General features: G+C 30.6%; 9 protein-coding genes. 8 read left to right on the top strand and 1 reads right to left on the bottom strand.

All coding sequences use genetic code 11. The features are described 5' to 3' along the window. The first annotated feature begins 21 nt into the window (after positions 1-21). Positions 22-1,380: a sodium:proton antiporter NhaD gene (nhaD, locus tag L8U41_RS06990; protein WP_263725326.1), complete on the top strand. Its 1,359-nt coding sequence runs from the start codon at positions 22-24 to the stop codon at positions 1,378-1,380. A gap of 9 nt (positions 1,381-1,389) precedes the next feature. Beyond that, a complete protein-coding gene (gene guaA / locus L8U41_RS06985) occupies positions 1,390-2,925 on the top strand; it encodes a glutamine-hydrolyzing GMP synthase (protein ID WP_263728157.1) in 1,536 nt (511 codons plus the stop codon). Here guaA and L8U41_RS06980 read toward each other — a convergent pair whose 3' ends face one another. Further along, positions 2,926-3,477, bottom strand: a complete 552-nt coding sequence (locus L8U41_RS06980) for a class I SAM-dependent methyltransferase (protein WP_263664184.1) — start codon at positions 3,475-3,477, stop codon at positions 2,926-2,928. A 112-nt stretch (positions 3,478-3,589) separates the two neighbouring features. On the opposite strand from L8U41_RS06980, the gene L8U41_RS06975 reads away from it, so the two are divergent. The 6 genes from L8U41_RS06975 (at position 3,590) to L8U41_RS06950 (ending at position 11,918) form a co-directional block, all read left to right on the top strand. Beyond that, positions 3,590-5,029: a hypothetical protein gene (locus tag L8U41_RS06975; protein WP_263683188.1), complete on the top strand. Its 1,440-nt coding sequence runs from the start codon at positions 3,590-3,592 to the stop codon at positions 5,027-5,029. 260 nt (positions 5,030-5,289) lie between these two features. Then, complete coding sequence (gene purD / locus L8U41_RS06970; RefSeq protein ID WP_263728156.1) at positions 5,290-6,540, top strand: phosphoribosylamine--glycine ligase; 1,251 nt, start codon at positions 5,290-5,292, stop codon at positions 6,538-6,540. Continuing rightward, entirely contained in the window at positions 6,537-6,995 is a 459-nt protein-coding gene (locus tag L8U41_RS06965) for an RDD family protein (protein WP_012661236.1), read from the top strand. Before purD ends, L8U41_RS06965 begins: the two co-directional genes overlap by 4 nt. Next, positions 6,985-9,021: an LPS-assembly protein LptD gene (locus tag L8U41_RS06960; RefSeq protein WP_263728177.1), complete on the top strand. Its 2,037-nt coding sequence runs from the start codon at positions 6,985-6,987 to the stop codon at positions 9,019-9,021. The genes L8U41_RS06965 and L8U41_RS06960 overlap by 11 nt, the downstream gene beginning before the upstream one ends. Continuing rightward, on the top strand, positions 9,021-9,677 hold the full coding sequence (locus tag L8U41_RS06955; RefSeq protein WP_263664187.1) for a phosphoribosyltransferase: 657 nt from the start codon (positions 9,021-9,023) through the stop codon (positions 9,675-9,677). Before L8U41_RS06960 ends, L8U41_RS06955 begins: the two co-directional genes overlap by 1 nt. A gap of 132 nt (positions 9,678-9,809) precedes the next feature. Further along, the gene (locus L8U41_RS06950; RefSeq protein WP_263728155.1) at positions 9,810-11,918 is read left to right on the top strand and encodes a polyribonucleotide nucleotidyltransferase; all 2,109 of its coding nucleotides are present in this window, start codon (positions 9,810-9,812) and stop codon (positions 11,916-11,918) included. Positions 11,919-12,067 lie beyond the last annotated feature (149 nt).

Raw genomic sequence — 12,067 nt, 5'->3', positions numbered from 1 at the left:
CCAATCTTTGGAGAGTGAAATATGAATAAAATACTTTTTTTACTTTGTTTTGGTGTTAGTTTTTTGTTAGCTAGTCAAACACATGAGCTAAATTTAGCTTTTAGTGCTTTAGGTATAGGTATTTTAATAATTTTTATATTGGGTTATTATTTTATCGCAGCAGAAGAGAAATATCATATCAATAAAACTAAGCCTGCTTTATTTATAGGAACTTTTTCTTTTATTATCATTGGTATATATATGGTAATGAATGATTTAGACACACAAATACTTGAAGAAAGTGTAAATCATCTTATTTTAGAAATTGCGCAAATTGTGTTTTTCTTAATAGCTGCTATGACTTTTATAGAAGCCTTGATAGAAAGATCGGTTTTTGAAACTTTAAAATACAAACTTGTAAGCAAGGGTTATACTTATAGAAAGTTATTTTGGCTAACAGGTATTTTAGCTTTTTTTATTTCCCCAATTGCGGACAATCTTACAACAGCTTTGATTTTATCCACTGTGCTTTTAACTATAGATAAACATAATAAAGAATTTTTAATCCCAGGTGCTATAAATATTGTAGTAGCAGCTAATGCTGGTGGAGCTTGGTCGCCTTTTGGTGATATTACTACTTTAATGGTTTGGACAGCAAAAAAAGCCACGTTTTTTGAATTTTTTGCTCTTTTTCCTGCCTCTTTTATTGGCTGGTTGCTTACTGCTTATTTATTGTCACGTTATGTGCCTAATATTAAGCCAAATTTCCATAAGGATAATTTAGAAAAAGTCGAGATTAAACCAGGTGGTAAAGTTTTTATTGTGCTTGGTTTTTTAACTATAGCTTTGGCGGTATTTATTCATAGTATTTGTGATTTACCTGCAATGTGGGGTATGATTTTTGGCCTTTCATTGCTTAGTTTGTATATGTATTTTTTCAACAGAAAACAAGGTAAAAAAGATTTAAATATTTTTCATTATATGACGCGTATTGAGATGGACACTTTATTATTTTTCTTTGGTATTTTATCTGCTGTGGGCGCCTTGCATTTTGTTGGTTGGCTTGCTTATGCTTCTGATCTTTATGCAAAATTTGGAGCTACTAGTATTAATATAGGAGTAGGATTTTTATCTGCTATTGTAGATAATGTTCCGGTTATGAGTGCGGTATTAAAGGCAAATCCAAGCATGGATGATACTCAATGGCTTTTAGTAACTCTTACAGCAGGAATAGGGGGGTCTTTGATCAGCTTTGGTTCAGCTGCTGGAGTAGGAGTGATGGGCAAAATGAAGGGAATTTATACTTTTAATGCTCATTTAAAATATGCATGGACGATTTTGGTTGGTTATATAATATCTATTATAGTTTGGTATGTACAATTTCAATTGTTAAATTTGTAAAGGAGTTAGATGAAAAAAGCAGATATTTTAGTTTTGGACTTTGGTTCACAATATACACAACTCATTGCTAGAAGATTAAGAGAACAAGGCGTGTATGCAGAAATTTTACCTTTTAATGTAAGTTTAGATGAGATCAAAGCTAAAGAGCCTAAGGGTATTATTTTAAGTGGTGGGCCAGCTAGTGTATATGCAAATGATGCTTATTTTTGTGATAAGGGTGTTTTTAATTTAAATATACCAGTTTTAGGAATATGCTATGGTATGCAACTTATGGCACATCATTTTGGAGCAAATGTTGCCCCAGCAGGTCATAAAGAATATGGTAAGGCAACTATAGATATTCAAAATGATAGTGATTTGTTTAAAAATTTACCTAAAAAGCAAACGGTATGGATGAGCCATTCTGATAAGGTTGAGAATTTGCCACAAGGTTTTGAGGTTTTAGCGACTAGTGAAAATAGTCCATTTTGTGTATTTGGAGATGAGAAGCGTAAATTTTTTGCTTTACAATTTCACCCTGAAGTGCAACATAGTGAATTTGGAAAAAGCATCTTGAAAAATTTTGCTAAGTATGCATGTAATTGTGATAGTGTATGGAATATGGGATCTTTTGCAAAAACTCAAGCACAAAAAATCAAAGAAGAAGTAGGAAATGATAAAGTACTTTGTGCAGTAAGTGGCGGAGTTGATAGTAGCGTGGTGGCTGCATTGTTAGCAAGTGCGATAAAAGATCAAGTAGTAGTTGTTTTTGTTGATAATGGTCTTTTAAGAAGTGGTGAAAAAGAACAAGTTGAGTATATGTTTAGACACACCTTGGGCATTGATTTAATCAGTATTGACGCTAGAGAGATTTTCTTAAGTCGTTTAGCAGGGGTAAGAGATCCTGAACAAAAGAGAAAAATCATAGGAAATACTTTCATAGAAGTTTTTGAAGAAGAAGCTAAAAAACATAAAGATGTAAAATATCTAGCACAAGGAACTTTGTATACTGATATTATCGAAAGTTCGGTTGTAGGAGCTAGTAAGACTATAAAATCTCATCATAATGTGGGTGGTTTACCTGAAAAGATGAATTTAAAACTCATCGAGCCATTAAAGGAAATTTTTAAAGATGAGGTAAGAGCTTTGGGAATGGAGCTTGGCTTAAGTAAAGATGTAGTTTATCGTCACCCTTTCCCAGGGCCAGGCCTTGCTATACGTATAATGGGTGAGGTAAATGAGCCTAGTTTGGAGCTTTTAAGAAAAGCAGATGTTATTTTGATTGAAGAATTAAAAAGCAGTGGCTGGTATGATAAGACATGGCAAGCTTTTTGTGTGCTTTTAAACGTGCAAAGTGTTGGTGTAATGGGTGATAATAGAACCTATGATAATGCAGTTTGTGTGCGTGTTGTTAATGCAAGCGATGGTATGACTGCAACTTTTTCTCATTTACCTTATGAATTATTAGAAAATATTTCACGTCGTATTATTAATGAAGTAGAAGGAATCAATCGCGTAGTGTATGATATTTCTAGCAAGCCACCAGCAACGATTGAATGGGAATGATTATTTAGTGCAAAAATAAACAAAAGCAGGGGGAAGATTTTGCCAAATGATAGGTGAAATTTCTACCTTGCTAAAAGTGGCAAAAAGTTTTTTCTTAAAAGCTCTCCCTTTTGGTGTTGGGAGTATATAAGCAAATGTTGCAAAACAACCATTTTCCTCTAAAGCATCATGAATGGATTTTAGCAATAAATCTTGTTCTTTGGAATTTAATAAAGCCCAAGGAATTCCTGAGATAATTAAATCTACACTATTGATCGCTCTTTTTTCTAGCATATTTGGTAAAAATTCTGCTGAGTTGACTTCTATATCTATATTTTTTATCTTTTGCTTTAATTTTTTTGCCATTTGAGGATTGATTTCTACGGCAAAAAAACTTGCATTATGGCTTTTTTGTTTGAGGATATACTTTGTAAAACTTCCTGTACCAGGCCCTATTTCAACGATATTTTTTGCATGTTGGACATGAGAAGTTATGAGTTTACTTAATTTTTTAGAGCTTGCGCAAAACGCACCTGTTTGTTTTGGGTTTTTAAAATATTGATATAAAAACATAAATAAAATACCTAAAGACGTTTATTTTGTGAAATTTTAAAATATAATTGTAAATTTATGAAAACAAAGTTAAAATAAGAATTGAATTTTTCTTTAAATCAAGGATTTGGATATGCACGGAAAAATAATGGTTTATGTGGATGCTACTGGAAGAGGAACAGTAATCAATCTAGCAAAAACATTTTTTGAATTTAATAAACACGCATGGCATGATAAAAGAAGTATGCCAACGGTTGGTATGTTTGTTGAATTTAGATCCGATGGAAAGCATATTACCGATTTACGTCCTTCTAAATTTCAAGAATTTACAGATGGTGATTTTATCAAAGAAAGAGATTTCTGGAAAACAGATAGTGATGATGAATTAGAAGATTTAAGACTGACAAGACGCGATGCTTATGTTCAAGAACTTTATAGAGAAACAGATTATGATAATCTTGATAAAATCACATTAAATTTAACTATCCCACAAGCCATTCAAAGATATTTTTATAATGAAACTTTGTCAATTAATGCAGTAAAAGACATTAACACAGATGAGGTACCATATATTATTGATTTTTTTGCTATGAAGCGTTTTTTATATAAGGCTTTAGATACTTTATTATTTTCGGATAATACTATCAATCAAGCTGATTTTTCTGCAATGAAAAATATCATAGTACACCTTGAAATGTCATATAAAGATATGAAAGACAAGCAAAAGCATATCAATATGGAACGCTTATATGAAGAGGTTTTTTTATCTCATCAGTGTCATTATCAAGCGCTTTTAGCTTCGATCGATAATAGAAAAAATAGAAAATTAGCACTTGATCGTCAAATGAGCACTTTAATAACAGATATAAAATCAAAACAAGCAAGATTAGAAGCAGAAGGTGGAAAAAAACACCAAGAATTAGAAGAAATGATACAAGGTAAAAAACAAAAACTAATAGAATTAAAAAATGAAGCTGATTATTTTACTAAAAGCGTAGAAAGACTAGAGTTGATAAAAAAATCTTTTTATGAAAAAAATTTTACAATTTTTAGTAATAGTTTTAATATGGCAAGAGAAAAGCTTTTTGAAAAGATTAAGCAGGGTTTAAATATATGTGCAACAAAACTAGATATAGAAATTTGGAAAAAATCTTTAAAATCAACAAGCATTAAAAACTCTTATTTTAAAACAGCAAGTGAAATTTCTTTTTGTACGCTTTCTTTTGCTGAGCTTTATTTAAACAGACTAAACAAACATGCTTTAAACCCAAATGATCAATTGTTATTTTCATATGTAAAGAAAGTAAAAAAAGAATGTGAAAAGAATTTCCTAGTTGTAACTTCTAATCCTGATTTATATGTTAATATGAAGATTCAAATTTTTGCAATGAATCCTTATTATGTAGTTAAGCATGCACCTAAGAAAGTAAATTACCAAGGGTTAATGAAAAATACTGAATTTGATATAGTTTATGTCGATGAAAAGACTATATGGGCACCTGTTGCTGATGTTATTTTGGAAGGAAAATATTTTTTAAAGAAAGATTCTAAGACAAAATTTAAGATTTTATAAAAACCTTTTAAACGCTATTTTTAAGTTTTGTTAGCTATAATTATACTGCCTAAATGGTTCGATATGGTATTAAAGAGGATCCAACACATTAATTATAGGCTGTGATGTGTGATTTACCGTGTTCTGTGACTTCGTTTGAGTTTTGAAAAAAGCGAGAAGCTGCAGCCTTTAAAAATCACCTAATGGCATACTTTGACTTTTTGAGGGTCAGACACTTATACTCCGGCCATTTGGGTTTTGTAATATTTTTAAGGAAAATAATGAAAATTTTAATACTAGGAAGCGGTGCTAGGGAGTATTCTATCGCTTTGGCTCTTCAAAAAACAAATGATAATTTAGAATTTTATTTTGCTCCAGGAAATGGTGCTACTGCTAAAATAGGAACAAATCTTAATATGAAAGATCCTAAAGTTATAACAGCTTATGCAAAAGCATCTGAGATTGATCTTTGCATAGTTGGGAGTGAGAATTTTTTAGCAGAGGGTATAGTAGATCTTTTTAAAGAAAACAATATTGCTATTTTTGGGCCTACTAAAGCTGCTGCTATGTTGGAAGCTTCAAAATCTTTTATGAAGAGTTTTTTAAAAAAATATAAAATCAAAACAGCTAAATTTTTAAACACAACCGATTATGAAAAAGCTAAGAAATTTATCACATCTTTAACACCTCCTATTGTTGTAAAAGCAGATGGCTTATGTGCAGGTAAAGGGGTGATTATCGCGCAAAGCCATGAAGAAGCTTTAGAAGCTACTAAAAATATGCTAAGTGGAGAAAGCTTTGGGGAAGCTGGAAAAATTGTTGTGATTGAAGAATATCTTGATGGTTTTGAATTAAGCGTATTTGCTGTTTGCGATGGAAATGATTTTATATTGTTGCCTGCAGCACAAGATCATAAAAGATTATTAGATAATGATAAAGGGCCTAATACGGGTGGCATGGGGGCTTATGCTCCAAGTGCTTTAGCAAGTGAAAGTTTGTTAGAGCAAGTGAAGAAAGATATAGTGGCGCCAACTCTTAAAGGCATGAAAGAAGAAGGTGCTGAATTTGTTGGAGTGTTGTTTATAGGCTTGATGGTTGTAAATAATAAACCTTATGTTTTAGAGTATAATGTGCGTTTTGGTGACCCTGAATGTGAGGTTTTGATGCCTTTAATAGAAAATCCTTTGGATTTATTTTTAGCATGTGTGAATAAAAATCTTGCTAATACTCATATAAAAATTAAAAATGAATTTGCTGTGGGTGTGGTTTGTGCAAGTAAAAATTATCCTTACAAGGACTCACCAAAAGCTTTGATTGAGATAGGCGATATTCCACAAAATTCTCATATTTCTTATGCTGGTGTGAGTTTAGAAGATGATAAATTATATGCCAGCGGTGGTCGCGTGTTGGTTTGTGTGGGAACTGGCAAAAGCATTGAAGAAGCTCAAAAAAACGCTTATATGCTTTGTGAAAATGTCCATTTTAAAGGAAAACAATACAGAAAAGATATTGCCTTTCAGGTTCTTAAATGAGCACCAATCAAGAGTTATTTGATAAGCTAGAAAAAGAAGAAATAAAAATAGCAAGTTTTAAAAAAAGATTTTTAGCTTATGTTGTCGATAGTTTTGTAATTTTGGGCATCGTAAGTATTATTTTGCTCGATAAAATTAATTCTATGCAAACTTATGAAGAAATTCATAATCTTTTAATGCGTTTTGCTGGTGGGATTTTGATTTTACAGTTTGCATACCATAGTTTATTTACTTATTTATATGGCGCAACTTTAGGAAAAATGCTTTTGAAGATCATGGTGATTGATCAAGAATTGCTAGATAAACCAAATTTTACTCAAAGCGCTCTAAGAGCAGGTGTAAGACAAATTAGTGATATGTTGTATGGTTTAGGATTTGCTTGGGCTTTGAGTAATATTGTTTTGAAAACTTGGCATGATTATGCAGCCAAAACAGTGGTGATAGATCTTGCGTAAAATATTGCTTTCTTTAGCTTGTGTAGGGAGTTTGTATGCTTCTAAGGTAGACATTTATGCTTTAGATGTTGTAAAAATAAATGATATCATAGAAGCAAAAAACAATGTGGTTGTAGTTTCTGATTTATATTTAATAACCGCAAGCGAGGCTAAATTTAATGAAACAACTAAAGATTTAGAATTGTTTGGTGATGTGAATATCTTACGAGGACAAAAAGAAAGAACCAATTCTACTTATACTAAAATTAATCTTAAAGATAACACAACAGCTTTTAAAAATTTATTTTTTTCAAATAACGATTTAGAGGTTTGGTTGCAATGTCATCGAGCAGATTTAAATGATAAGTTTGTTGTAACTAAAAAGTCGGTTGTTTCTAGTTGTAATGTTGAAAATCCTGATTGGGAAATTCGTTTTGATGAAGGAAAATTAAATAAAGAGAGTAATTTTTTACATCTTTATAATGCAAGATTGTATGTAAAAAATACTCCTGTGATGTATTTGCCGTATTTTGGCTTTAGTGTAGACACTAAAAGGAAAAGTGGTTTGTTAATTCCTCAGGTGGTTTTAAAACAAAGCGAGGGGTTATATTATAACCAACCAATCTATTATGTTATTGATGATAATGCAGATATTCAATTTGAACCTCAAATTAGGACAAAAAGAGGCTATGGATTATACTCAACTTTAAGATTTATTGATAGTCCTTATTCTCAAGGTGAAATTAGCGGTGGTATTTTTGGAGAAAAATCAAGCTATAAAAAAGAAGAAAATTTAAAAAATAAAGAACATTATGGTTTAGAGATTAAATATTCAAGTGAAGCTTTATTCAAGAGCCTTTTGAGTGATGAATTTCAAGAAGGCTTATGGATTGATGCTACTTATTTAAATGATGTAGATTATATGAACTTAAGCTCTAGTGTAAAAACTGAAGCTTCTTTGGTTACCTCAAAAATAAATTATTTTTTATCTGATGATGATAATTATTATGGTGCTTATGCGAAGTATTATATAGACACTTCTAAAATTAGCAACAAAGATACCATGCAAGAATACCCTTCTTTTCAATATCATAGATATTTAAATGGTTTTTTTGATAACTATATACAGTATAGCTTAGATGCTTCTTTTCATAGATATTATAGACATACGGGTATTTATGCTAAAACTTTAGATTTTGATTTGCCTTTAATTTATCATACAAGTTTTTTGGATGATTTTTTAAATTTTGCCTTTACAGAAAGAGTTTATGCAAATTTTGTAGATTATTCTAATACAGATATTAAAAATCAAGAGCATTTGTTTAGAAATTCACATAATTTTTCTTTATATACAGATCTTTCTAAACCTTATGAAAATTTTTATCATACTTTATATTTAGGTGCTAATTATTTTATACCTGGAGCCAAATCAGGTAAAATTACCGAAGATTTTATAGAATTAAAAGATGATCCTGAGCAGTTTAATTTTTCGATGTATCAGTATTTTTATAGTGCTTTAGGCAAAAAAAAGCTATATCATAGTTTAAAGACTAAGTATTTTACCAAAGAAGGTAGTTTTGGTGGTTTTGATAATGTTGTGGAATATTTTTATAATGATTATATAAGTTTAAGAAATGAGGCAGAATATTCAGGGGTAGATAATCGCTTTGATAAAGTATTTAGTGAGGTCTTATTTGATTATGGTGAGTGGAAAGTTAGTTTAAATCATGCCTATAGAATATATGAAAAAGAAAAATATAATTTTTTAGGAACTAAAGCTCAGTATGATATAAATACCAACTATCAAATATTTGGTGGTTTGTGGTTTGATTTGAATAAAGATCCTGAAAAATGGGAGATAGGTTATACTTATCAAAGAAAGTGTTGGAATTATTCTTTGATGTATCGTAAGGATATTTCACCTAAACTTACTAGTGGTGGGATTAGCGCTAAAGATCAAAGTGGTGTATATTTTATGTTTAATTTTTATCCTTTGGGTGGTGTATCTTATGATTTTTCTCTGGAAGAAAATGAAAGGTCTATATAATGTTTTTTGAAGATGAAAAAGATGCGCTTGAAAGATTATATGATTTACTTCCATTAAATAAATTAAAAGATTATATCATTATTACTCCTTCTTTAAAATCTATAGTTTTTGTTGATGCATTGGCAAAAAAATTAGAAATACCCTATGATTTTTTATTTACAGAGCAAATCAAAGCTCCTAATAATGATGAATGTCAAATAGCTATGATTAGCGAAACAAAAGAATTAGTTTACAATGAAGCCTTAGTTAAGGCTTTTGATATAAGCTTAGATTATATTTATGGTGAGGCAAATAGAACTTATGAAGAAAAAATTTTAAAGAATGTATATCGTTATAGAAAAGGTAATCTTTTAAAAGATTTAAAAGGAAAAAATATTTTAATGTTGCATGAGGGGTGTGAGAGTGGGATTACTGCTTCTTCATGTATAAAAAGTTTGTTAAAAGAAGAGGTTAGTAGTATTATTTATGCCACCGCTTTGATGCCAAGTGATGTATATGATTATATTAGTGTTTTTGCAGATGAGGTTTATTGCGTGCAAAAAATTGATCATTTTGTAGATATTGAGTTTTATTTTAAAAATAAAACGATTTTGCAAGCTCACGAAATTTTAGATATTTTAGAAGAAAGTAGGTATTATTTACCTTTAAAAAAATAAATTTATATCTGAGCAATAAGTTGTTTAGATATAAATTTATAGGCAAAATAAAAACAGGCTTTTTAAGTTTTAGTTTTTAAAATTTAAAAAGCTTATTTGGTTTTGCCTATGATAAAAATTTAAAGGAAAATCATGCGACATGAAATAAATATCAATAATCACCTTGAAATATTTGATACCGATAAAATGGCAAAACAAGCAGCAGGTGCAGTTTTAATGCAAGAAAAAAATGCAGTAGTTTTAGCAACTGTGGCAAGAGAAGAAAAAATGGTAGAAGAGGATTTTTTGCCTCTTACAGTTCAATATATAGAAAAAGCTTACGCAGCAGGTAAAATTCCAGGAGGTTATGTAAAAAGAGAAACTAAGCCAGGCGACAATGAAACATTAAGTGCTAGGATTATAGATAGAAGTTTAAGACCTCTTTTTCCAAAAGGATATGCATATCCAACCCAAATTGTTGTAATGGTTCTTTCTGCTGATCCTGAAGTAGATTTACAAGTGATGAGTTTAAACGCTGCAAGCGTTGCTTTGTATTTAAGTGATATCCCTATTAAAGCGCCTGTTTGTGGCGTAAGAATAGGTCGTATAAATAATGAATTTGTTTTAAATCCAAGCAATAGCGAGTTAAAAAATAGCACTTTAGATCTTTATGTAGCAGGCGTTAAAGATGAGCTTTTAATGATAGAAATGAGAGCTTTGGCAAACAAGCAAGATGATAAACACCGTATGAATGAACTTAGCGAAGATGATACTTTAAAGGCTTTAGATTTTGCAAGTAGTGCAATCTTGCGTGGTTCCAATGAATATGAAAAAGCATTTGCTGCTTATAGAAAAAATTCTAAACTTGAGTTTAAAATAGAGTCAGATAATATTCAAATTATTGACTATATAAAAAATACTTATATAACAAAACTTAAAATTGCTATTAATCAAATGGCAAAAAGTGAAAGGGCAAGTGAAATTTTACAAATAGCAAAAGAGATTGAAAGCGAATCTATAGCTATTGAAAACGAATGGAAATTTGAAGATATTGAAAAAGCTTTACATGTATGCAAAAGAGAACTTATTAGAAACCAAATTATTAATGAAAATAAAAGAGCAGATGGTAGAGGTTTAAAGGATGTTAGAAAAATAGACATAGAAACAAATATTTTACCAAGTGCACATGGATCTTGTCTTTTTACTAGAGGGCAAACCCAAGCCTTAGTTGTGGCCACCTTGGGAAATGATAATGATGCGCAAATGTCAGATATGCTTACAGAAAAAAACCCAATTTGTGAAAAATTTATGGTTAATTATAATTTTCCAGGTTTTTCAGTGGGCGAAGCTAGCCCTATAAAAGCTCCTGGTAGAAGAGAGCTTGGCCATGGAAATTTAGCAAAAAGAGCTTTGCATCCTAGCGTAGATGTAGATTATGCTCATACCATTCGTTTGGTATCTGAAATTTTAGAAAGTAATGGTTCTAGTTCTATGGCTACTGTTTGTGGTGGTGCTTTGGCTTTAAGAGCTGCAGGAGTAAAAAGTGAAAAACTAGTAGCAGGTGTGGCAATGGGGCTTGTTTTTGAAGATGAAAAATATGCTATTTTAACCGATATCATGGGGCTTGAAGATCACGATGGAGATATGGATTTTAAAGTAGCGGGAAGTTATGAAGGGATTACTGCTTTGCAGATGGATATAAAACTTGGTGGTATAGAGCAACAGGTTTTAAAAGAAGCATTATATCAAGCAAAAGAAGCTAGGGAGCACATTTTACAATTAATGGAAGAGGCTAATCAAAACATAGTTGTTAATGAAGCTATTTTGCCAAAGATTGAAATTTTTAATGTAGATCCAAATAAAATTCCTGATATTATAGGTCAAGGTGGTAAAACCATTAAAGAAATTATTGAAAAATTTGAAGTTAATATTGATTTAGATAGAGATAAAGGCGAGGTTAAAATAGCAGGAATTAATCATGATTTAATTTCTCAAAGCAAAGAATATATATTAAATTTACTCCATTCTAAAGGTTCTAATAAAAAACGCGATAGAAAAGAAATGCCTAAATTTGATATCGGAGAAGAATTTATAGGAAAAGTTCAAAAAGTTGTAGAATTTGGAGTTTTTGTAGAACTTAAAGAAGGCGTGGATGGTTTATTGCATAATTCTAAGATTAAAGAAAAGTTAGAAGTAGGTAATGAAATTAAAGTTAAAGTTGCAGAAATCAAAAACGGAAAAGTATCTTTAGACTTAGCCTAAATTTTGAGTATATAAAAAAATATGCTCAAAATTTTATATTATATCTTGACAAAAGAATATTCTTTTGGCATAATTTCGTTTTTTGATTGTCTCGTTAGCTCAGCCGGTAGAGCATCTCCCTTTTAAGGAGGGGGCCGTTGGTTCGAATC

It is taken from the genome of Campylobacter sp. RKI_CA19_01116, from assembly GCF_025771405.1.
Classification (GTDB): domain Bacteria; phylum Campylobacterota; class Campylobacteria; order Campylobacterales; family Campylobacteraceae; genus Campylobacter_D.
The sequence above is the reverse complement of the archived record's forward strand: the minus strand, read 5'-3'. Positions and strand labels throughout refer to the sequence as shown.

What these genes read in the sequence shown, in the direction of transcription:
- nhaD (WP_263725326.1), top strand. Translation starts at nt 22, where the DNA reads ATGAATAAAATACTTTTTTTACTTTGTTTTGGTGTTAGTTTTTTGTTA.
- guaA (WP_263728157.1), top strand. Translation starts at nt 1,390, where the DNA reads ATGAAAAAAGCAGATATTTTAGTTTTGGACTTTGGTTCACAATATACA.
- L8U41_RS06980 (WP_263664184.1), bottom strand. Translation starts at nt 3,477, where the DNA reads ATGTTTTTATATCAATATTTTAAAAACCCAAAACAAACAGGTGCGTTT.
- L8U41_RS06975 (WP_263683188.1), top strand. Translation starts at nt 3,590, where the DNA reads ATGCACGGAAAAATAATGGTTTATGTGGATGCTACTGGAAGAGGAACA.
- purD (WP_263728156.1), top strand. Translation starts at nt 5,290, where the DNA reads ATGAAAATTTTAATACTAGGAAGCGGTGCTAGGGAGTATTCTATCGCT.
- L8U41_RS06965 (WP_012661236.1), top strand. Translation starts at nt 6,537, where the DNA reads ATGAGCACCAATCAAGAGTTATTTGATAAGCTAGAAAAAGAAGAAATA.
- L8U41_RS06955 (WP_263664187.1), top strand. Translation starts at nt 9,021, where the DNA reads ATGTTTTTTGAAGATGAAAAAGATGCGCTTGAAAGATTATATGATTTA.
- L8U41_RS06950 (WP_263728155.1), top strand. Translation starts at nt 9,810, where the DNA reads ATGCGACATGAAATAAATATCAATAATCACCTTGAAATATTTGATACC.